This window comes from Acidimicrobiales bacterium, from assembly GCA_035536915.1.
In the GTDB taxonomy this organism is placed as follows: Bacteria; Actinomycetota; Acidimicrobiia; order Acidimicrobiales; family JAHWLA01; genus JAHWLA01.
The window spans coordinates 50,898-70,513 of record DATLNE010000001.1; the positions used below are offsets into that span (position 1 = coordinate 50,898).

The window sequence follows — 19,616 nt, forward strand, 5'->3', positions numbered from 1 at the left end:
ATGGAGTTGGCCGCGGGCTGGCGGGCGATCGAAGCCGACGAAGGCCTGCGCCGTGCGTACCCCGACCCCGACTTCGACGACAGCGGCTGGGCCGACCTCCGCGTGCCGGGCCACTGGCGGTCGTCCGCCGCCTTCGCCGGCTCCGAGGGGCCGCTGCTCCACCGCCATCGCTTCGAGGCACCGCAACCCGGGGAAGGGCGCCGGTCGTGGCTCACCTTCGAAGGCCTCTTCTACCAAGGCGACGTGTGGCTCGACGGCTCCTACGTGGGCGACACCGAGGGCTACTTCTTCCCCCACACCTTCGAGGTCACCGACGCCCTGCGCGCCCAAGCCGAGCACGTCCTCGCCCTGGAACTGACCTGCGCACCGCAGCGCGACAAGACGGCCAAGCGCAACATCACCGGCGTCTTCCAGCACTGGGACTGCCTCGACCCCGACTGGAACCCGGGCGGCATCTGGCGTCCCGTCCACCTCAGCGAGACGGGCCCGGTGCGCATGCACCACCTGCGCACGCTGTGCGCCGAGGCCACGCCCGAACGAGCGGTCGTCCGCTTCCGGGCGGTGCTCGACGCCGCCGAGGCGGGCAGCGCCTGCATCCGTACGACGATCGGCGGCACCGACCACGAGCACGAGCAGCCGTTGGCGGCGGGCGAGAACCGGGTGCTGTGGACCGTGGTGGTCGACAAGCCCGACCTGTGGTGGCCGCATGCCCTCGGCGACCAGCCCCTCCACGAGGTGACCGTCGAAGTCCGCCTGCCCGAGCGGGGCAACGAGGTCAGCGACCGGCGCACCTTTGCCACCGGGCTGCGCCAGGTGCGCATGAAGAACTGGGTGACGTCGGTCAACGGCGAGCGCCTGTTCCTCAAAGGCACCAACCAGGGCCCCACACGCATGCGACTGGCCGACGCCACGGCCGAGGACTTCGAGCGCGATGTCGTGCTGGCCAAAGAAGCGGGCCTCGACCTGGTGCGGGTGCACGGCCACGTCAGCCGCCCCGACCTTTACGACGCCGCCGACCGCCACGGCCTCCTCCTGTGGCAGGACATGCCGCTGCAGTGGGGCTACGCCCGCGGCATCCGCAAGCAGGCCGCTCGCCAGGCGCGCGAGGCGGTCGACCTCCTGGGCCACCACCCCTCGATCGCCCTGTGGTGCGGCCACAACGAGCCCATGGCCCTCGACGTGGAGCCGGGCACAAAGGTCGACGCCGCCCGCCTGCGCCTCAAGTACCTGGCCCTCCAGCAGGTGCCGACGTGGAACAAGACGATCCTCGACTCGTCGGTGAAGCGGGCGTTCGACAAGGCCGACGGCACCCGTCCCGCCATCGCCCACTCCGGCGTCATGCCTCATGTCGGCGCCGACGGCACCGACGCCCACCTCTACTTTGGCTGGTACCACGGCGACGAGCGTGACCTGCCCGGCTACCTCGCTGCCTGGCCCCGCCAGGCCCGGTTCGTCAGCGAGTTCGGCGCCCAAGCGGTGCCGGAGACGGCCGACTTCCTCGACCCCGCTGCGTGGCCCGCCCTCGACTGGCGCCGCCTCGTGCGCACCCACGCCCTGCAGTTGGGGATCTTCAAGCGCCACGGCCTCGACCCCGCCGACTTCGCCACCTTCGACGAGTGGCGCCAGGCCACGCAGGCGTACCAGGCCACCGTCGTGCGCCATCACGTCGAGCACCTGCGCCGGCTCAAGTACCGGCCCACGGGCGGGTTCTGCCAGTTCTCCTTCGCCGACGGCCACCCGGCGGTGACGTGGTCGGTACTCGACCACGAACGGGTGCCGAAGCTCGGCTACGAAGCGTTGGCCGCCGCCTGCGCGCCCGTCATCGTGACCGCCGACCGCCCCGCCGCCGTCTACGCCCCGGGCGACACCCTCGCCCTCGACGTGCACGTGGTCAGCGACCTGCGCACGCCGGTGACGGGGTGCACGGTCACAGCCACCCTGCGGTGGGAAGGCGGAAGCGCATCGTGGTCGTGGGGCGGGGACGTGCCGCCCGACTCATGCCAGCGCGTGGGGATGGTGCGCGCCGTGGTGCCCGATGCGCCCGGCCCGCTGGTGCTCGACCTCTCTCTCGACGCCGACGAGGTCAAGGCCGCCAACCGCTACGACGCCCTCATCGCCGAAGTTGCGTAGAAAACGCGCCGGAAAACGGCGCGATTCCTACGCAACTTCGGGGGACGGCGGGGTCAGGAGCGGGCGGTGACCAGCCAGGCGGCGCCGGTCAGCGACACGCCGTCGGGGCCTGCATAAGGCGCCAAAGCCTCTCGCACGGCCTCCCACGCCCGCCCCACCGTCTCCTCGTCGACGTCCTTGAGCAGCGTCCGGGCCATCTCCGTGTTGCGGAGGAACGCCACCGCCTCCTCGACGGACTCGCCGTAGCGCATGGGCTCCTCGACGGGCTCCAGTTCCACGTCGGCGAAGCCCGCGCCGTCGAGCAGCGAGCGCACCCGGTCGGCGTCGCCCAGCGCGAAGGGGCCGGGGGCGCCCGGCTCCCCCATCGGCGGCAGGGGCACGTGGGCCAGCACCGCGCCTGCGGGCACCATGATCCAGGCGTTGGAGAACATCGGCTGCCAGCAGGCGAACACCAACCGCCCGCCGGGCCGCAGCATGCGGGCGATGTTGGCGAAGGCGGCGGCCGGGTCCTCGAAGAACATGACGCCGAACCGGCTCACGGCGGCGTCGAACGACGCATCGGGCAGGGCGTGGAGCTGGGCGTCGCCCTTCTCGAAGGTGGCGTTGGACAGGCCCGCAGCGGCGGCCCGCTCGGCGGCCGTGGCCAGCATGGGCCCGGAGATGTCGAGCCCGACCACCTCCCCGACGTGCGGCGCGATCCCCAGCGCCAGCGCGCCGTTGCCGCAGCCGATGTCGAGGACCCGCTCCCCCGGCTGCGGGTCGAGGCGCGCCATGATCCGGTCGGCGTAGCGGCGGAGCAGGGCGTCGTAGAAGTCGGCGTGCTCAGCCCAGTGCTCGCCCCCTTCGCCGTCCCAGTGCTCGATCTGCTCGGTGTTCGGCATGGGGCCACGCTACGGGTGGATTCCACCCTCTGCACGTGCGGATGGAAGGATGAGCCACCGTGAACGTGCACCAGCACAGCTACGACGCGGTCATCGTGGGCGCCGGGGGAGCGGGCCTGCGAGCCGCCATCGAAACGGCCGGGAAATGCCGCACCGCGGTGATCACCAAGCTCTACCCCACCCGTTCCCACACGGGAGCGGCGCAAGGGGGCATGTGCGCGGCGCTCGCCAACGTCGAGGAGGACTCGTGGGAGTGGCACCTCTTCGACACGGTGAAGGGCGGCGACTACCTCGTCGACCAGCCCGCTGCGGAGATCATGTGCCGCGAGGCGATCGACGCGGTCATCGAGCTCGAGCACTTCGGCCTCCCCTTCAACCGCACGCCTGAAGGTCGCATCGACCAGCGGCGCTTCGGCGGCCACACCCGCAACCACGGCGAGGCCCCCGTCCGGCGGGCCTGCTACAGCGCCGACCGCACCGGCCACATGATCCTGCAGACCCTGTTCCAGCAGTGCGTGGCCCGCGACGTGAACTTCTTCAACGAGTTCCAGGTCCTCGACATCGCCTTCTCCGAGGGCCGCGTGGCGGGCGTCGTGGCCTACGAGCAGTCGACCGGCGACCTCCACGTGTTCAACACCAAGGCGGTGCTCTTCGCCACCGGCGGGTTCGGCAAGGTGTTCAAGGTCAGCTCCAACGCCCACACCCTGACCGGCGACGGCCCCGGCCTCCTGTACCGCCGCAACATCCCGTTGCAGGACATGGAGTTCTTCCAGTTCCACCCGACGGGCATCTACAAGCTCGGCATCCTGCTGTCGGAAGCCGCCCGCGGCGAGGGCGGCATCCTGCGCAACGACTCCAACGAGCGGTTCATGGAGCGCTACGCCCCCACCGTCAAGGACCTGGCGCCTCGCGACATGGTGGCCCGCGCCATCCAGACCGAGATCCTCGAAGGGCGCGGCATCGGCCCCGACAAGGACGCCGTCTACCTCGACCTCACCCACCTCCCGCCGGAGCAGATCGACGAGAAGCTGCCCGACATCACCGACTTCGTGCGCACGTACCTGGGCATCGAGCCCAAGACCAGCCCCATCCCGATCCAGCCCACGGCTCACTACGCCATGGGCGGCATCCCCACCAACATCGACGGTGAAGTCGTCATCGACGCCGACGACACGGTGTTTCCCGGCCTCTACGCGGCGGGCGAGTGCGCCTGCGTCAGCGTGCACGGCTCCAACCGCCTGGGCACCAACTCGCTCCTCGACATCGTGGTGTTCGGCAAGCGAGGCGGCCGGGCCATGGCCGAGTACGTCAAGACAGTCGACCTGCCCGAGATGCCCAAGGGCGCCGAGGACGACGTGCGGGGCCGCATCGAGAAGATGAAGGCGGGCTCGGGTACCGAGAAGGTGGGCGCCATCCGCACCCAGCTCCAGAACGAGATGACCGAGAAGGCCTTCGTCTTCCGCACCGAGGAGACCCTGTCGTCGATGGAGGCCACCATCGGCCAGCTCAAGGCCCGCTACGAGAACGTGTCGATCGACGACAAGGGCGCCACGTTCAACTACGACCTGACCGAGGCGCTCGAGCTCGGCTACCTGCTCGACCTGGCCGAGGCCCTGGTGGTCAGCGCCCGGGCCCGCAAGGAGAGCCGGGGGGCGCAGTTCCGCAACGACTACCCCACCCGCGACGACGTCAACTGGATGAAGCACACCCTCGCCGCCCGTCGGGAAGACGGCACCGTCGAGCTGTCCTACAAGCCGGTCGTCGGCGGCAAGTACGAGCCCATGGAACGGAAGTACTGATGACCGCCACCCTGAACGACAACGCCAAGGTCAAGGTCCACCTCAAGGTCAAGCGCTACAACCCCGAGCAGGACAAGAAGCCCTACTGGCAGGAGTTCGAGGTCGAGGCCGAGCCCACCGACCGCGTGCTCGACGCCCTGCACACGGCCAAGTGGGAGTACGACGGCACCCTCACCTTCCGCCGCTCCTGCGCCCACGGCGTGTGCGGGTCCGACGCCATGGTCATCAACGGCGCCAACGCCTTGGCCTGCCTGAAGCTGATCCAAGACGTCGGCACCGACATCACCGTCGAGGCCATCCGGGGGCTGCCGGTCATCAAGGACCTGGTGGTCGACATGGAGCCGTTCTTCGCCCAGTACCGCTCGGTGCTCCCCTACCTGATCGCCAGCGACGACCCCGGCTACAAGGAGCGGCACCAGTCGACAGAGGACCGGGAGCGCTTCGACGACACCACCAAGTGCATCCTGTGCGCGGCCTGCACCACCTCGTGCCCCGTCTACTGGGGCAACACCGAGTACGTGGGGCCGGCGGCGATCGTCAACGCCCACCGCTTCATCTTCGACTCGCGTGACGAGGCGTCGGACCAGCGGCTCGACATCTTGAACCAGCGCTCGGGCGTGTGGAAGTGCCGCACGGCGTTCAACTGCTCCGAGGCGTGTCCCCGCGGCATCAAGGTCACCCAGGCCATCGAAGAGGTCAAGCGAGCCATCCTCTACGACCGCGTGTGAGGACTAGTCCTCAGGGATGATGTTCGTGATCCCTCAACTGCGCGCGTACCCTGTCGATACAAGCCTTTAGGGAAGGAGATCCCGTTCCCGGAGGCGAAGTTGAACAGCCACCGGGGGCAGGACATCGGACCGAGCGGTCCGTAGCTCACGCCTCCACGTGGGCCTTCGAACCGGACCGCTTCCATGGAACTCACGCCCGCCGCCCCCCGCCGCAGCCTCGCCGCCCGCCGCCAGGCGGCCCTCCTGGCCTGGGCCGAGTTGCTGGAGCGCAAGGCCACCGGCGGCCCCCGCCTCCTACGCCCCCTGTTCGCCGCCGAACTGGCCTTCGAGGCCTGGTGCGGAGCCCGCTGGCGTCGAGTGCGGCCGCTGTTGGTCGCCGCCGTGCAGGCCTTCCTCATGGTGCTGGCCGCCGAGGTCGCCGACGCCGTCGAGCGCCTTGACGCCTACCGCACCCGGCTCGACGGCTGGACCCGTCGCCACGGCGAGCGCCGGCTGGCCCAGACCGCCATCGCCGTCACCCTGGTCACAGCCACGCTGGCCCTCGCTGCCGCCGACGCCATGCACCCCACCGTGCGGGGCTTCGTGGTCGACCGCATGGCGGACGGGCGGCCTGCCCCCGACGAAGCCCTCGGCACCGACCAGGCAGCCGCCGTCGACCCCACCGCAGGCGCCGTGGCCTCTCCTGGCCCGACCGACGCCCTCGCCGGCCTGGCCCTGCCGACGCCGCCGCCCCTCACCCCGGCCATCCCCACCCAGCGGGGCCCCCTCCCGGTGGGCAAGGGCATGTGGATCTACGTGGAGCAGCGGGCCGAAGGCGGCAACCCCGATGCCATCGTGGCCCGGGCCAAGGCCACCGGCCTCACCCACCTCTACGTGCGCACCGGCACCCTCAAGGAAGGGTTCATGGGGGCGCCGTTCCTCGACGCCCTGCTGCCCAAGGCGCACGCTGCCGGACTGCGCGTCTACGCCTGGGACTTCCCGTACCTCAACGACGCCGCAGGCGACGTGAACCGGGCGGTGGCGGCCATCAACCACCGCACCCCCGACGGGCACCGGGTCGACGGCTACGTGGCCGACATCGAACTGCGGAGCATGGGCGTCAACGTGAACCCGCAGACGGCCACCACATTCGGCTCGCTCCTGCGCAAGGCCGTCGGCCCCAACTTCCCGCTCATCGCCTGCGTGCCCCGGCCCTCCCCCGCGCTGATCACCTATCCGTTCGCCGAGGTCACCGGCTCGTTCGATGCGATCGCGCCGATGGTCTACTGGATGGGGCGTGACCCCGCCGCCGACATCGCAGGGGCCATCCGAGACCTGTCGCACCTGGGCAAGCCGATCATCCCGGTGGGCCAGGCCTACGACGGCTTCACCGAGGGCGGGCCTCCCGGCGTGCCGCCTCGCGACCAGTTGCTGAAGTTCATGGCCACGGCCGAGCAGCACGGCGCCATCGGCGTGTCGTGGTGGTCGTGGCAGCACGCCGACCAGCAGGCGTGGGACGCCATCCGCGACGCCCCGCAGTTCACCCTGCCGGTGGGCGACGGCGCCGCCTTCACGACCGGCCAGGTGCGGTCGTACCAGATGCTGCTGCACTCGCTCGGCTTCCCCATGCCGATCACCGCTGTGTGGGACGGGCCGACGGTGGCCGCCGTCCAGGCCTACCAGCGGGCTGCCCGCCTGCCGGTGACCGGCGTGATCGACGAGGCCACCCGCACCGTGCTGCTCAGCCCCTTCGGGCCCCCCATCCAGCCCCAGCCGTAGTAACCAGGAGCCCGTGCTCCGCCCGCTGGCCCCTGTCCTCGCCCTGCTGCTCCTGCCCGCCTGCGCCGACGACGGCGGCGACCGGTTGACGGTGCTGGCGGCCTCGTCGTTGCAAGGCGTGGTGCCGTCGTTGGTGGACGGGTTCCAGGGGGATGTCGACGTGGCCTACGGCTCGTCGTCGCGACTGGTGGCGCAGGTGCGTTCCGGGGCGCCGGGCGACGTGATCCTGGCCGCCGACGACGTGTCGCTGGCGCCGTTGGGCGTGCCGACCGAGCCCTTTGCCACCACGTCAATGGTGGTGGCGGTGGCGCCGGGCAACCCCGGAGGCGTTCGGTCGGTGGCCGACTTAACCCGGGTACGCACGGTGCTGGCCGCCCCTGAGGTGCCCGCCGGCCGGTACGCCGCGCAGGTGCTGACGCGGGCGGGGGTGACGGTGCGGCCGCTGTCGCACGAGCTCGACGCCCGGGCGGTGGTGGCCAAGGTGGCCTCGGGCGAGGTCGACGCCGCCTTGGTGTACGCCGTCGACGTCGGTGGCCTGGCGACGGTGCCCCTCGCCGCCGAGCACGATGTGCAGGTGACGTACACGTTGGCGGTGGTGAAGCGGACGGCCGCAGCCCTCGCCTTCGTCGACTTCCTGCGCACGACGCAGGGCCGGCAGGTGCTCGACGCCGCCGGCCTGGGCACCCCGTGACCCGCCCCCGGCCCCCCGGGGGGGTCGTGGCGGTCGCCGTCGTCGGGGTGGGGGTGCTGGCGTTGCCGTTGGCCGCCCTGCTGGCCCGGGCGCCGTGGAGCGACGCCCGGCGGGTGCTGGCCTCCTCCGCCACGGCCGACGCCCTGCGCATCTCCCTGCTGGCGGCCACGGCGGCGGCGAGCTTGGCCGTCGTCCTCGGGGTGCCGCTGGCCTACGTCATCGCCCGCCGGGGGTGGCGGGTGGTGCGCACGTTGGCCATGGTCCCGCTCGTGCTGCCGCCGGTCGTCGGCGGCGTTGCCCTCCTGTCGGCCTTCGGCCGCCGCGGGTTGGTGCCCACCGACCTGCCGTTCTCGTTCGCAGGCGTCGTGGCTGCGGAGCTGTTCGTGGCCCTCCCGTTCGTGGTCGTCACCGTGGAAGCGGGCCTGCGCGGCCTCGACGACCGCTACGAGCAGGTGGCGGCGGAACTGGGCGCCGGCCCGTGGCGGGCCTTCCGCACCATCACCCTGCCGCTGGCGCTGCCCTCGATCGCCGCCGGGGCGGCGCTCGCGTGGGCGAGGGCGCTCGGCGAGTTCGGCGCCACCGTCACCTTCGCGGGCACCTTCCCCGGCCGCACCGAAACGCTTCCGTCGTCGGTCTACCTGGCCATGGAGCGCGAGCCGGGAGCGGCCGTGCTGTTGAGCGTGCTGCTGCTGGCCATCTCCGTCCTCGTCCTCGTGGCCCTGCGGGGCCGCTGGCTGCGGGTGCTCCGATGATCGAGCTCGTCCCCGGCCGCACCATCGCCCTCGTCGGCCCCAACGGGGCGGGCAAGACCACCCTGCTCCGGTCGCTCGTCGCCGGCTTCGAGCCGCCCGTCGGCGTGGTGCACCAGCCCGCGCTGCTGTTCCCCCACCTGTCCGCCCTCGACAACGTGGCCTACGGCTCCAGCCGCGACGAGGCCCGCCGGTGGCTGGAACGGGTGGGCGTGGCCGCCCGCTCCGACGCCAAGCCACACGAGCTGTCGGGCGGCGAAGCCCAACGGGTCGCCCTGGCCCGGGCCCTGGCGCCCGCACCCCGGGCGCTGTTCCTCGACGAGCCCCTCTCGGCCGTCGACGCCTCGGCCCGGCCTGCCTTGCGGGCGCTGCTGCGCGAGCACCTGGCCGCCTTCGAGGGGCCCCGCTTGCTCGTCACCCACGACCCCCTCGACGCCGTCCTCGCCGACACCGTGGTCGTGCTGGAGGCGCACCGGATCGTGCAGCAGGGCACCCTCGACGAGCTGCGGGCGCGCCCCCGGTCGAGGTTCGTGGCCGACCTGCTGGGCGTGAACCTGCTGTCGGGCGTGGGCCGGGCCGGCCGGGTCGACGTGAACGGCACCGAGCTCGTCGCCCCCGACGTGCCCGACGGCGACGTGCTCGTCGTCGTGCATCCTCGGGCCGTCGCCCTGCACGCCGAACGGCCCACGGGCTCGCCCCGCAACGTGCTGCGCTGCGTCGTGCAAGCCGTGCACGCCGACGGCGAACGCGTGCGGGTGGAACTGGGCGGCCCTGTGGCGCTGGTGGCCGAGGTGACGGCGGCCGCAGCCGCCGACCTTCACCTCGAAGCGGGCGCCGAGGTGTGGGCTGCGGTCAAGGCCACCGACCTCACCGTCGAACGTTCTGGTCCGTAGATCCGGCGCTACCGCGCCGGATCTACGGACCAGAACCACTGCCCCCAGCCCACCTCGCCGTTGAGGCGGGCCAGCCGCCGGTCGAGATAGCCGCCGGGCACGGCCACGGGCGCTTCCAGCAACGTCTCGACCTCGCCGACCGCAACGCCGGCCCGGCGGTCGGCGCCTAGCCACCACGAGGCATCGGACGGGCCACCCCACTCGTGCCGGCGCCAGCCCACCCCGTCGAAGTCGATCGTCTCCGGCGTGCCGCCCACCCCCACCAGGATCTCGCCGTGCACCACGCCCCGCTGGGCGTACGAGCCGTCGCCGCCGTCGACCGGCCCCGAGGCCTCCCACTCGATGTCGAGCCCCAGCCCGACCCGGTCGCCCCGTTCGCCGCGCAGCGCCTCGGCCGGGTCGTCGAGCGCCACGCCGAAGGCCTCCAGCCCGTATGACCAGTGGTCGAACGGCGTCTCGCAGTTCATGTCGGCCCACAGCGCCTCGGCCCGCACCTCGGCCGACGACGACGAGCGCGGCAGCGGCACGTCGAGCTCACGCACCAACAAGTAGGGACGGCCTGCGCCGACCAGGCCCGCCCAGTACCACGCCGTCCGGGCGTGGAAGGCGTAGGCCACGAACCCGCCGAGCGACCCGTCGGCGGCCCAGAAGTCGAGCCCCCACACGTCGGGCACGTCGGCCTGGCGGCGCTCCCAGGCCAGGTCAGCCACGGACGAGGCCGTCGTCACCGGAGCAGTCGACCTCGACCTGGCGCCCATCCTCGGGCACCTCGGCCATGGCCGCCGCCACCACGCAGGGCACGCCGAGGTTGGCAGCCATGATCCCCACGTGGCTGCGGGGCGTCCCTGTGGTGCACACCACCGCTACCAACGACTCCCCCAGCGAGGCCAGCCACACGGCGCCCGGGTCACGCACCACGGCCACCACGGGCCCCTCCACCCCGGCCAGGTCGGCGGACGTGCGGAACGTGCGCCACGCCCCCCGGACCGGGGGATGGTCGAACACCTTCATGCCGCGGCCGAGTTCCTGCACGCCGCCGATGCTAGAGAGTGCCCGCCGCCTGTCCTGCATGCGGGGCGTCCCTGCTAGACCTTGGACGTGGCCCGCTTCCTGAGCCGTGAGTGGTTCGACGACGTGAACGCCGCCGCCGCGAGCGACGACGTGGCCGCCGCCGTTACGCCCGGCCTGCGCCTGGTGGTGCAGCAGGTGGTGACCGACGGCCCCGAGGGCGACGTGCGTTACGCCGTGCGCATCGAGGACGGCGCGGTGGCCGTCGTGCCCGGTGACGCCCCCGACCCCGACGTCACCGTGACCGAGGACCATGCCACCGCCACGGCCGTGGCCCAAGGCGAGCTGGCCGCCCCCGTCGCCTTCATGACCGGGCGCATCCGGGTCTCGGGCGACACCCGGGCGCTGCTCACCGCCCAGCCCGCCCTCCACCGCCTCGATGCCGTGTTCGCCTCGGTGCGCGAGCGCACGACCTACTGATGACGAACGACCAGTCGACCAAGGCGCCGGGCTGGTACCGCGACCCCGAGGACCCTGCCTTCATCCGCTATTGGGACGGTGCCCACTGGACCGACCAGCGCCGCGACCGGCCCGCGTGGGCGCCCGCCATGACCGCCGAGGAGGAGGCCGCCCACCGGGCTGCGCTCCGGCGCCGCAAGTGGTGGATGCGCGGCGCCGGGTCCCTCCTGATGGTCGCCCTGCTGGTGGCCACGCTGTTCGCCATCCGCTCCGACGTGCCCTCGATCCCCGCCCGCACGGTCGAGGACACAGCCTTCACCGACGCCGCCCAGCAGGTGTGCGCCCGACGCATGCCCGCCATCCTCAAGCAGCCGCCCGAGCCCGGCGGCGAGGACAAGCCGAACGCCGACGAGCAGTTGGCCCAGCGAGTGGAGCGCACCGCCACCGACCTGTCGGGCGTGATGACCGAACTGCGGGCCATCCCGGTGGCCGAGCCCGACCGGGTCGAAGTCGAGGGCTGGTTCCGTGACTGGGCCACGTTCATCGACGTGGGCCACCGCTACGCCGGCGCCCTGCGTCGGGGCAAGCCCGCCGAGTTCCGCAAGGTGGGCGACGAAGGCACCGCACCCAGCCGCCGCATCTACGTGTTCGCCAAGGCGAACGGGATGCCCGACTGCGTCTTCTCGGCCACCTGATCGCCATGGAGATCCTGTCGAGCCGCATCCTGCTCCACCCCGTCGACCTGGAGGCGTCGCGGGAGTTCTATCGGGACACCCTGGGCCTGGCCATCTTCCGGGAGTTCGGCGAGGGGCCGACCCGAGGGACGGTGTTCTTCATGGGCGGCGGGTTCCTCGAGGTCTCGCACGGGTCGTGGGAGCGGCCCGGCCGCAACATCGCCTTCTGGCTCCAGGTGCGTGACTGCGCGGCGGCCCACGAGGAGCTGGTGGCCAAGGGCGTCGAGATCCTGCGCCCGCCCCTGCAGGAGCCGTGGGGCTTGGTGGAGATGTGGATCGAGGACCCCGACGGCGTGCGCATCGTGCTCATCGAGGTCCCCGCCGACCATCCCCTCCGGGGCGGGCTCAGCCGCCCACTGCGCCGTCGACCCTGATGTCCTGCACGTCGACGACTCGGCCGTCGGCTGCCTGCATGCGCACCTGCACTGTCCGCTCGGCCCGAGGGACGGCGACGGCCAGGTAACGAGCGCCGTCGGGGTGCGCCGGGTCGACGACCGGGACCACCCGATGCTGTTGCTTGGTGCCCTGCCACTCCACGATCACGTGGTCGACCTCGGCGTCGAGCACGCCGAACACCAGGACGTCGCCGCCGCCTGCCAGGACGGGGCCGAGTTGGCTGAACCCGAAGGAGTCGCCTGCCCGTCCGCCGTCGAAGCCGCAGCCGCGGGGTGTGTGCTCGCGGCGCCCGTCCGTGGGCAGGGCGAAGCACGGCGTGTCGTCGCCGGGCGGTGCCGCCTCGAAGCCGGGCAGGCGTTCGGCCCCGTAGAGCGCCCATCGCTCGGTGCCGATCGTGCCTTCGAGGAGCAGCCGTCCCCCCTCGGGGCCTGCGACTGCCGAGGCAGGCGGTGCCGCGGGCCGTACCGCCTGCTCGCCGCTGGGGCGGAGGGCGACCGCCGCGCCGACCACGGCCACCGCCGCAGCGGCGGTGGCCAGGAGGGCAAAGGGGCGGTGCGACCGCGGCGCCGGCGCCTCGACGTAGGCGGAGATCTGCTCGGTCCCCGTCGCCTCGGCGACGGCATGGAGGGTGGCCCGCAGGCGGGTCTCGACGTCGTTCATCGCATTGTCTCCTTCAGATGGGCCAAGCCTCGGTGGATGAGTGACTTCACCGTGCCGGGACGGCAGTCGAGGGCGGAGGCGATGTCGGCTTCCGACATGTCCTCGTAGAAACGCAGGACGAGGGCCGCCCGTTGGCGGTACGGCAGGCGCCGCAGCGCCGTCCACGTCTCGTCGAACTCCGGGTTGTGGGTGACGGTGACGACGCTGGTGCGCCGGCCCCGTTCCCGTGACAGCCGCCGGTGTGTGGTGCGCGACAGGTTGACGACGGAGACCCGCAGGTAGCCGTCAGGGTTGGTCACGTGGCCTGCGTTGCGCTGGTAGCCGACGAAGGCGTCCTGCACCACGTCCTCGGCCGCCGTCTCCGACCCCGTCAGCAGGTTGGCCAGGCGCAGCAGGGCAGGACGCAGCCGCCGGTACACCTCGTCGGTGGCTTCGCGCTCCTCGATGTCGATCACACCCCCATGACGCCGCACCCCCGGATGAGGTTGCACTCAGCTCAGTCAGTCGACGTCGACGGTCCCGCCTGCCCGCCAGTAGAAGCCGTCGCGGCGCTCCAGGAACCCTTCGTCGACCAGCGCCCGGCGCAGGGCGGCGTAGTCGCGGTGCCACTTGCCCAACTCGACGTTGACCTCGCCTTCGGGGTAGATGCGGCCCGGGTCGAAGCGGCCCGCCAGGAAGTCGAGCACCACGACGCGCTTGGCCCGGGAGGCGGGCAGGTGGGTGAGGCGGGTGCCGTCGAGGAAGTTGCGCAGCACGTCGGCCTGCTCGGGGGTGGCGCCCAACTCCTCGGGGGCGGGGGGCTGCGGGCGGCCTTCGGCGGCGGTGCGCGCCAGGGCGCGAAGGCGGTCGACGGCCACTCGGAACCCGTCGCCACCCGCCTCCACCAAGCCCGCAGCGACCAGCCGTTCCAGGGCCTTGTGGACGGCCTTCAGGTCGAGCGCCGTCTGCTCGGCGATGGCGTCGACGGAGCGGGCGCCGAGAGCCACGGCCGCGGTCACCCGCAGCCGGTCGTCGTCGGCCAGCAGCCCGACGATGGTGGCGGCATCGGTTTCCATGGCGTCAGATGCCGGGGTCCTCCCCCAGCTCCCGCAGGGCGGCGGCGAGGGAGTTGCGCAGGCGGCGGGCGTTCTGCGGCGCCAAGTGGGCGATGACGCCCGCGCCGGCCTGGCCGATTTCCTCCAGCGTCAGCACCACCCGCAGGTCGCCGCAGGAGTCGCAGTCGTCGGACAAGCCGACCATCCAACTGGTGCGCCCACGGTCCTCGTCGGGAGGGTGGTCGTCGGCGGCATCGTCGATCGAACGTCGCATCGGGCAAGACGGTACGCTTCGGGCAGAACGTCCGTCGAAGCAGCAAGGAGGCCCTGGTGACCCTGGCCGAGGTGATCGACGACCACTTCCTCCGTCGGTATCGAGAGATGCTCGATGCCGAGGACTCCGCTTTCGACGCGTTGGAGCACGCGTACGAAGACGGCGACCGTGCCCACTTCGAGGCCGACCTCGAAGCCTGGAAGACGGCGATCAACCGCAAGCTGGAGTTCCTCCAGCGTTGCGGCGTGCAGCTGTCGGTGTCGCTGGGCGTCTGAGCCGTTCTGGCACCCGTATTGCGGCGCAGGCGCCGCAATACGGGTGCCAGAAGCGAGGGTCAGCCCAGCAGGCCCATCTGCTGCACGGCGTCGCGCTCCTCGCCGAGTTCGGCCACGGTGGCGTCGATGCGCGCCCGGGAGAACTCGTCGATGTCGAGGCCCTGCACGATCGACCACTGGCCGTCCGCCGTCGTGCACGGGAACGAGGAGATGAGCCCCTCGGGCACGCCGTAGGAACCGTCGGACGGCACCGCCATCGACACCCAGTCGCCCTCGGCCGTGCCCAGCGCCCAGTCGTGCACGTGGTCGATGGCCGCGTTGGCCGCCGACGCCGCCGACGACGCGCCCCGGGCCTCGATGATCGCCGCCCCACGCTGCTGCACGGTGGGGATGAAGTCGGACTCCAGCCACTTCTGGTCGTTGACCAACTCCGCCGCGTTCTTGCCGTCGACCTCGGCGTGGAACACGTCGGGGTACTGGGTAGCCGAGTGGTTGCCCCAGATCGTCATGCGGGTGATGGCCGTTGTGTGCACGTCGAGCCGCTTGGCCAGTTGCGCCTTGGCCCGGTTGTGGTCGAGGCGGGTCATGGCCGTGAACCGCTCGCGGGGGATGCCCGGGGCGTTGTTCATGGCGATGAGGCAGTTGGTGTTGGCCGGGTTGCCGACCACCAGGATGCGCACGTCGTCGGCTGCGTTGGCGGACAGGGCCTTGCCCTGCACGGTGAAGATGGCGCCGTTGGCCTCCAGCAGGTCGGCCCGCTCCATGCCCTTGCTGCGGGGGCGGGAGCCCACGAGGAGGGCGTAGTTCACGCCTGCGAACGCCTGGTTGGCGTCGTCGGTGCGCACGATGTCGTGCAGCAGCGGAAAGGCGCAGTCGTCGAGCTCCATGGCCACGCCTTCGAGGGCACCGAGGGCGGGGGTGATCTCCAACAGGTGGAGGATGACGGGCTGGTCGGGCCCCAGCATGGCGCCACTGGCGATGCGGAACAGGAGGCTGTAGCCGATCTGGCCGGCAGCCCCGGTGACGGCGACGCGTACGGGGGTCTTCTCAGGCATAGGCCGAACACTATTCTCCCGACTCGATGACAGGCGAAGCCCGAACCCGCATCGCAGCACCGCCCGAGGCCGTCTACGACCTGGTGGCCGACGTGCCCCGCATGGGCGAGTGGAGCCCGGAGACGACGGCGTGCCAGTGGCTCGACGGCGCCACCGGCCCCGCCGTCGGCGTGCGCTTCAAGGGCACAAATCGTGTCGGGCCGGTGAAGTGGTCGACCAAGCCGCGCATCACCGCGGCCGACCGGGGCAAGGAGTTCGCCTTCGACACCGGCAGCACCCGCTGGCGCTACCGGTTCGAGGCCGTCGAGGGCGGCACCGAGGTGACCGAGTCGTACGAGTCCCACAAGCCGGTCACAAGCCTGTTGTCGACGCTGACGCTGCGCGCCCCCGTGCTCCAGCGCGGCTTGGAGCACACGCTGGAGCGACTGAAGGCGGCCGCAGAGGGGGCGTAAGTTTTAGAGGCGGTCGACGATGGCCGAGGCGAACTCCGAGCACTTGACCTCGGTGGCGCCTTCCATCAGGCGGGCGAAGTCGTAGGTGACGATCTTGTCGGCGATGGTGGCTTCCAGCGCTCGCACGATGTCGTCGGCCGCGCCCTGCCAGCCCAGGTGCTCGAACATCATCACGCCCGACAGCAGCACGGAGCCGGGGTTCACCTTGTCCTGGCCCGCGTACTTGGGAGCGGTGCCGTGGGTGGCCTCGAAGATGCCGTGGCCGCTGACGTAGTTGATGTTGCCGCCCGGTGCGATGCCGATGCCGCCGACCTGGGCAGCCAGCGCGTCGGACAGGTAGTCGCCGTTGAGGTTCAAGGTGGCGATCACGTCGAACTCGTCGGGGCGGGTCAGCACCTGCTGCAAGGTGATGTCGGCGATGGCGTCCTTGACCAGGATGCGGTCGCCGGGCTTGCCGTCGCAGTCGTCCCACCCGACGGCTACGTCACCGAACTCGTCGCGGGTCAGGTCGTAGCCCCAGTTGCGGAAGGCGCCCTCGGTGTACTTCATGATGTTGCCCTTGTGCACGAGCGTCACGCTCTTGCGGCCGCGGCGCACGGCGTAGTTGAGGGCGGCGCGGATGAGGCGCTTGGAGCCTGTCTCCGACACCGGCTTGATGCCGATGCCCGAGTCGGGGCGGATCTCCCACTTGAAGGCATCGCGCAGCAGGTCGATGAGCTTCTTGGCCTCGGGGCTGTACGCCTCGACTTCGAGGCCCGCGTAGATGTCCTCGGTGTTCTCCCGGAAGATCACCATGTCGACCTTCTCGGGCGTCTTCACCGGCGAGGGGACGCCCTGGAACCAGCGCACCGGGCGGAGGCACACGTAGAGGTCGAGGATCTGGCGCAGGGCGACGTTGAGCGAGCGGATGCCGCCGCCGACCGGCGTGGTCAGCGGGCCTTTGATCCCGATGAGGTACTCACGGAAGGTCGAGACCGTCTCCTCGGGAAGCCAGTCGCCCGTCTCGTTGTAGGCCTTCTCGCCGGCCAGGACTTCCTTCCAGGCGATTGTCTTGCCGTGCTTGCGGGCCGCGGCGTCGAGCACCAGCTGCGCGGCGGGCCAGATGTCGACGCCGGTGCCGTCGCCTTCGATGAAGGGGATGACGGGCTCGTCGGGAACGGTGAGGGTGCCGTCCGCACCCATGGTGATCTTCTCGGCCATGGGCGGGAGCCTACCGGCCGCTGCTACCGTCTTTTTCATGCTCCCCCGGCTCTTCGCCGTGGGCCTTGCGGCCCTGGCGCTGGCCGGTTGCGGGAGGGACGATCCGGCGGCAGTCCCGTCCACGACCGCCGCCGATCTCACCGACCAACCCGTCGTGGCCGCCGTGCCCCTGCCGCCCTCGTCGACGCTGGTCCCCAAGCCCCACCTCGAGCCGGACGCCGACATAGCGGGCTTGGCCGACGGGCGCCACGCCGCCTACGTGAAGTCGGTCGACGTGGGCGCTCGCACGGTGACGGTCGACGTCATCGAGTTCCTCACCGGCGAAGAAGCGGTGCTGGCGTCGGTGGGCGACGGCAAGGGCTCCGAGGTGCCGGACGACTACTACATCCGCAACCACAACGCCCGGCTGCGGACGCTTCCGTTGGCGCCCGGCGCCGAGGTGCGGGTGCTCGACGTGCTCGACCCGGCGCGATCGGTCGCTGCCGATGCCGACGCCTTGGTGCAACTGGTGGCTACGGGCTCGCCGACGCCGTACTGGCTGACCGTGGCAGGCGGCCGGGTAGCCAAGGTCGAGCAGCAGTACCTGCCTTAGCTCGCCGCCAGGCCCAAGTTGGCGTAGATCTCCCGCGTCGCCGTCGAGCGGTTGAGCGTGTAGAAGTGCAGGCCCGGAACGCCGCCGTCGAGCAGCTCTTGGCACAGCTCGGTGGCGACCTCGACGCCGACCCGGCGCACGGCGGCGGCGTCGTCGGCCACCGCCTCGATGCGGGCGGCCAGGTCGGCAGGGAACTCGGCGCCCGCCATCTCGGCGAAGCGCTTGATCTGCCCGGGGTTGGTGACCGGCATGATGCCCGGCAGCACCGGCTTGGTGACGCCCCGAGCGGCGAGGTCGTCGACCATCTCGAAGTACGACGACGACCGGAAGAAGAACTGGGTGACGCCGAAGTCGGCGGCGTCGAGCTTGGCCGCCAAGTGATCTCGGTCGTGGGCTCGGTCGCCCGCCGAACGGGGGTGCAGTTCGGGGTGGGCAGCCACGCCCACCGAGGCCTGCGGGCTGACCGAACGCACCAGTTCCACGAGCTCCATGGCGTAGGTGAAGTCACTGGCCGGGACGGGCTCGCCCTCGGCCACGATGGGCGGGTCGCCCGCCAACGCCAGGATGTTCTCAACCCCGTCGTCGCGGTAGCCCGCCACGATCTCGGTGATCTGCGCCCGGGTGTGGCCTGCGCAGGTGAGGTGCGCCATCGCCGTCATCGACGTCTCACGGTTGATGCGCACCACGATGTCGTGGGTGCGGTCGCGCGTGGAGCCGCCGGCGCCGTAGGTGACCGACACGAACGACGGCCCCAGGGGCTCCAGTTCCAACAGCGCCTTTTCCAGTGTGCGCTCGGCCTCGTCGGTCTTGGGCGGGAAGAACTCGAAGGAGAACGTGCGGCCCTGCGCGAGGAGATCGGCGACTCGGGTCATGGGTTCAGGGTAGGCGTGCGACCGTGAGCGACGCCTGTCCACCGAGGAAGGAACCGAGGCGCTCGACCTCGGCTTCCAACAGCGGCTCGTCGATGTCGACGAAAGGTTCGACGGTGACCTTCAGCCCCTTGCGCGCCCACATGCCGGCGACCACACCGTCGACCAAGACCAACGGCAGGGCCGCGGGCCCTTCCCACTTCCCCTTGCCGTATGTGGAGATGCGGGGCTTGGCCTCGGGCGGCACCACCTTGTCGCGGGGGAACGCACCGAGGATGTAGGCGTCGTACTGCGGCAGCAGCCGCACCGCGGTCGGTCCCTTGGGCGGCGGTGCGTCGCCGTCGCCATCCAGGCCGTCGAACGCCGCCTTGGCCTCGGCGGGATCGATGTGCATCCACCGGGCGAAGTCCTTGGGCGCGGCCGGGCCGTAGGCGTCCAGGTAGCGGCGCGCCGCCTCCCGTTGCGCGGTGGCCCGGGCGTGGCGCTTCCACGGCACCCCCCAGTCCTTGCGGTGGACGAACGTCACCTTGCTGCCCTGCGGCTTCCCGAAGCACAACACGCCGCGGGTGGCGGCGGGCGAGACGAAGTCGCCCCACTGCGACAACAGGCGCTCGTCGCCCACCGCGTCGGCCAGTTCGGCGCGGGTCAGGCACCGGCCTCGCAAGGCGCGATCGATGGCGTCGACCAGTTCGTCGCTGTCGTCGAGGGGCTGCGTCGCCGCGGCCCACAGGGCCGCCTCGTCACTGGGCACCAAGTGCAGCGTGCCCCGCAACGTGTACATCTTCAGCAACCGTTTGCGTTCCCACAGCTCGGCCCGCACGTCCTCGGCGGTGATGCCGTCGACCCGGGCGCCGATCGACCACTCGGCGGCCGACGACAGCTGCGCCTGCACGCCGCCGATGTCGCGCACCGCTTGCACGATGTCGTCGGTGCGCTCCAGCAGGTGGTGCCGCGCCAGCCGCCGCCGGCACACCTCGGG

General features: G+C 71.5%; 24 protein-coding genes. 13 read left to right on the forward strand and 11 right to left on the reverse strand.

Translation table 11 applies throughout. The features are described 5' to 3' along the window. Positions 1 to 2,130: a hypothetical protein gene (locus VM938_00290; GenBank protein HVF73454.1), complete on the forward strand. Its 2,130-nt coding sequence runs from the start codon at positions 1 to 3 to the stop codon at positions 2,128 to 2,130. A gap of 53 nt (positions 2,131 to 2,183) precedes the next feature. Here VM938_00290 and VM938_00295 read toward each other — a convergent pair whose 3' ends face one another. Continuing rightward, positions 2,184 to 3,011 (reverse strand): methyltransferase domain-containing protein, encoded by an 828-nt coding sequence (locus VM938_00295; protein ID HVF73455.1) that lies wholly within the window; start codon positions 3,009 to 3,011, stop codon positions 2,184 to 2,186. Between the two features lie 59 nt (positions 3,012 to 3,070). Here VM938_00295 and sdhA point away from each other — a divergent pair, with 59 nt between their 5' ends. The 6 genes from sdhA to VM938_00325 all read left to right on the forward strand — a co-directional run bounded on the left by sdhA (position 3,071) and on the right by VM938_00325 (position 9,629). Then, positions 3,071 to 4,810, forward strand: a complete 1,740-nt coding sequence (gene sdhA, locus VM938_00300) for a succinate dehydrogenase flavoprotein subunit (GenBank protein HVF73456.1) — start codon at positions 3,071 to 3,073, stop codon at positions 4,808 to 4,810. Next, a complete protein-coding gene (locus tag VM938_00305; protein HVF73457.1) occupies positions 4,810 to 5,538 on the forward strand; it encodes a succinate dehydrogenase iron-sulfur subunit in 729 nt (242 codons plus the stop codon). Before sdhA ends, VM938_00305 begins: the two co-directional genes overlap by 1 nt. A 183-nt stretch (positions 5,539 to 5,721) precedes the next feature. Beyond that, the gene (locus VM938_00310) at positions 5,722 to 7,296 is read left to right on the forward strand and encodes a peptidoglycan-binding domain-containing protein (GenBank protein ID HVF73458.1); all 1,575 of its coding nucleotides are present in this window, start codon (positions 5,722 to 5,724) and stop codon (positions 7,294 to 7,296) included. 13 nt (positions 7,297 to 7,309) lie between these two features. Beyond that, on the forward strand, positions 7,310 to 7,987 hold the full coding sequence (locus VM938_00315; protein HVF73459.1) for a substrate-binding domain-containing protein: 678 nt from the start codon (positions 7,310 to 7,312) through the stop codon (positions 7,985 to 7,987). Continuing rightward, positions 7,984 to 8,739, forward strand: coding sequence for an ABC transporter permease subunit (locus tag VM938_00320; GenBank protein ID HVF73460.1), 756 nt, complete (start codon positions 7,984 to 7,986; stop codon positions 8,737 to 8,739). Before VM938_00315 ends, VM938_00320 begins: the two co-directional genes overlap by 4 nt. After that, positions 8,736 to 9,629, forward strand: coding sequence for an ABC transporter ATP-binding protein (locus tag VM938_00325; protein ID HVF73461.1), 894 nt, complete (start codon positions 8,736 to 8,738; stop codon positions 9,627 to 9,629). The genes VM938_00320 and VM938_00325 overlap by 4 nt, the downstream gene beginning before the upstream one ends. Before the next feature lie 8 nt (positions 9,630 to 9,637). Here the strand turns inward: VM938_00325 and VM938_00330 are convergent, their stop codons facing one another. Beyond that, complete coding sequence (locus tag VM938_00330) at positions 9,638 to 10,339, reverse strand: hypothetical protein (protein ID HVF73462.1); 702 nt, start codon at positions 10,337 to 10,339, stop codon at positions 9,638 to 9,640. Further along, the gene (locus tag VM938_00335; protein ID HVF73463.1) at positions 10,332 to 10,661 is read right to left on the reverse strand and encodes a PEP-utilizing enzyme; all 330 of its coding nucleotides are present in this window, start codon (positions 10,659 to 10,661) and stop codon (positions 10,332 to 10,334) included. Before VM938_00335 ends, VM938_00330 begins: the two co-directional genes overlap by 8 nt. Positions 10,662 to 10,727: 66 nt before the next feature. Between VM938_00335 and VM938_00340 the strand changes: the two genes are divergently transcribed. Genes VM938_00340 through VM938_00350 form a run of 3 tightly spaced genes read left to right on the forward strand, consistent with a single transcriptional unit; the run spans position 10,728 to position 12,204 of the window. Next, positions 10,728 to 11,117: an SCP2 sterol-binding domain-containing protein gene (locus tag VM938_00340; GenBank protein HVF73464.1), complete on the forward strand. Its 390-nt coding sequence runs from the start codon at positions 10,728 to 10,730 to the stop codon at positions 11,115 to 11,117. After that, complete coding sequence (locus VM938_00345; GenBank protein HVF73465.1) at positions 11,117 to 11,791, forward strand: DUF2510 domain-containing protein; 675 nt, start codon at positions 11,117 to 11,119, stop codon at positions 11,789 to 11,791. Before VM938_00340 ends, VM938_00345 begins: the two co-directional genes overlap by 1 nt. Positions 11,792 to 11,796: 5 nt before the next feature. Beyond that, positions 11,797 to 12,204, forward strand: coding sequence for a VOC family protein (locus VM938_00350; protein HVF73466.1), 408 nt, complete (start codon positions 11,797 to 11,799; stop codon positions 12,202 to 12,204). On the opposite strand, the gene VM938_00355 is transcribed toward VM938_00350, so the two are convergent. From VM938_00355 to VM938_00370, 4 genes are read right to left on the reverse strand one after another with little or no spacing between them, the layout of a single operon-like run. Further along, on the reverse strand, positions 12,176 to 12,886 hold the full coding sequence (locus VM938_00355; GenBank protein HVF73467.1) for a hypothetical protein: 711 nt from the start codon (positions 12,884 to 12,886) through the stop codon (positions 12,176 to 12,178). The genes VM938_00350 and VM938_00355 overlap by 29 nt on opposite strands. Further along, positions 12,883 to 13,341 (reverse strand): sigma-70 family RNA polymerase sigma factor, encoded by a 459-nt coding sequence (locus VM938_00360; protein HVF73468.1) that lies wholly within the window; start codon positions 13,339 to 13,341, stop codon positions 12,883 to 12,885. The genes VM938_00355 and VM938_00360 overlap by 4 nt, the downstream gene beginning before the upstream one ends. Positions 13,342 to 13,386: 45 nt before the next feature. Continuing rightward, a complete protein-coding gene (locus VM938_00365; GenBank protein ID HVF73469.1) occupies positions 13,387 to 13,941 on the reverse strand; it encodes a DUF2087 domain-containing protein in 555 nt (184 codons plus the stop codon). Positions 13,942 to 13,945: 4 nt separating this feature from the next. After that, on the reverse strand, positions 13,946 to 14,194 hold the full coding sequence (locus tag VM938_00370) for a hypothetical protein (GenBank protein ID HVF73470.1): 249 nt from the start codon (positions 14,192 to 14,194) through the stop codon (positions 13,946 to 13,948). A 56-nt stretch (positions 14,195 to 14,250) separates the two neighbouring features. Between VM938_00370 and VM938_00375 the strand changes: the two genes are divergently transcribed. After that, entirely contained in the window at positions 14,251 to 14,469 is a 219-nt protein-coding gene (locus VM938_00375) for a hypothetical protein (GenBank protein ID HVF73471.1), read from the forward strand. 59 nt (positions 14,470 to 14,528) lie between these two features. On the opposite strand, the gene VM938_00380 is transcribed toward VM938_00375, so the two are convergent. After that, a complete protein-coding gene (locus tag VM938_00380; protein HVF73472.1) occupies positions 14,529 to 15,524 on the reverse strand; it encodes a malate dehydrogenase in 996 nt (331 codons plus the stop codon). A gap of 26 nt (positions 15,525 to 15,550) precedes the next feature. Here VM938_00380 and VM938_00385 point away from each other — a divergent pair, with 26 nt between their 5' ends. After that, positions 15,551 to 15,976 (forward strand): SRPBCC family protein, encoded by a 426-nt coding sequence (locus tag VM938_00385; protein HVF73473.1) that lies wholly within the window; start codon positions 15,551 to 15,553, stop codon positions 15,974 to 15,976. 3 nt (positions 15,977 to 15,979) lie between these two features. Here the strand turns inward: VM938_00385 and icd are convergent, their stop codons facing one another. Beyond that, positions 15,980 to 17,176 (reverse strand): NADP-dependent isocitrate dehydrogenase, encoded by a 1,197-nt coding sequence (gene icd / locus VM938_00390; protein HVF73474.1) that lies wholly within the window; start codon positions 17,174 to 17,176, stop codon positions 15,980 to 15,982. 37 nt (positions 17,177 to 17,213) lie between these two features. Here icd and VM938_00395 point away from each other — a divergent pair, with 37 nt between their 5' ends. Then, on the forward strand, positions 17,214 to 17,768 hold the full coding sequence (locus VM938_00395; protein HVF73475.1) for a hypothetical protein: 555 nt from the start codon (positions 17,214 to 17,216) through the stop codon (positions 17,766 to 17,768). Here the strand turns inward: VM938_00395 and metF are convergent. Both metF and VM938_00405 read right to left on the reverse strand, forming a co-directional pair. Further along, complete coding sequence (metF, locus tag VM938_00400; protein ID HVF73476.1) at positions 17,765 to 18,640, reverse strand: methylenetetrahydrofolate reductase [NAD(P)H]; 876 nt, start codon at positions 18,638 to 18,640, stop codon at positions 17,765 to 17,767. The genes VM938_00395 and metF overlap by 4 nt on opposite strands. Before the next feature lie 4 nt (positions 18,641 to 18,644). Next, complete coding sequence (locus tag VM938_00405) at positions 18,645 to 19,610, reverse strand: winged helix DNA-binding domain-containing protein (GenBank protein ID HVF73477.1); 966 nt, start codon at positions 19,608 to 19,610, stop codon at positions 18,645 to 18,647. Positions 19,611 to 19,616: the final 6 nt, after the last annotated feature.

Excerpts from the sequence above, each read along its gene's own strand:
- VM938_00365 (HVF73469.1), bottom strand. The coding sequence starts at position 13,941 with ATGGAAACCGATGCCGCCACCATCGTCGGGCTGCTGGCCGACGACGAC.
- VM938_00295 (HVF73455.1), bottom strand. The coding sequence starts at position 3,011 with ATGCCGAACACCGAGCAGATCGAGCACTGGGACGGCGAAGGGGGCGAG.
- VM938_00290 (HVF73454.1), top strand. The coding sequence starts at position 1 with ATGGAGTTGGCCGCGGGCTGGCGGGCGATCGAAGCCGACGAAGGCCTG.
- VM938_00345 (HVF73465.1), top strand. The coding sequence starts at position 11,117 with ATGACGAACGACCAGTCGACCAAGGCGCCGGGCTGGTACCGCGACCCC.
- metF (HVF73476.1), bottom strand. The coding sequence starts at position 18,640 with ATGACCCGAGTCGCCGATCTCCTCGCGCAGGGCCGCACGTTCTCCTTC.
- VM938_00385 (HVF73473.1), top strand. The coding sequence starts at position 15,551 with ATGACAGGCGAAGCCCGAACCCGCATCGCAGCACCGCCCGAGGCCGTC.
- VM938_00350 (HVF73466.1), top strand. The coding sequence starts at position 11,797 with ATGGAGATCCTGTCGAGCCGCATCCTGCTCCACCCCGTCGACCTGGAG.
- VM938_00370 (HVF73470.1), bottom strand. The coding sequence starts at position 14,194 with ATGCGACGTTCGATCGACGATGCCGCCGACGACCACCCTCCCGACGAG.
- VM938_00325 (HVF73461.1), top strand. The coding sequence starts at position 8,736 with ATGATCGAGCTCGTCCCCGGCCGCACCATCGCCCTCGTCGGCCCCAAC.
- VM938_00395 (HVF73475.1), top strand. The coding sequence starts at position 17,214 with ATGCTCCCCCGGCTCTTCGCCGTGGGCCTTGCGGCCCTGGCGCTGGCC.
- VM938_00355 (HVF73467.1), bottom strand. The coding sequence starts at position 12,886 with ATGAACGACGTCGAGACCCGCCTGCGGGCCACCCTCCATGCCGTCGCC.
- VM938_00310 (HVF73458.1), top strand. The coding sequence starts at position 5,722 with ATGGAACTCACGCCCGCCGCCCCCCGCCGCAGCCTCGCCGCCCGCCGC.
- VM938_00305 (HVF73457.1), top strand. The coding sequence starts at position 4,810 with ATGACCGCCACCCTGAACGACAACGCCAAGGTCAAGGTCCACCTCAAG.
- VM938_00380 (HVF73472.1), bottom strand. The coding sequence starts at position 15,524 with ATGCCTGAGAAGACCCCCGTACGCGTCGCCGTCACCGGGGCTGCCGGC.
- icd (HVF73474.1), bottom strand. The coding sequence starts at position 17,176 with ATGGCCGAGAAGATCACCATGGGTGCGGACGGCACCCTCACCGTTCCC.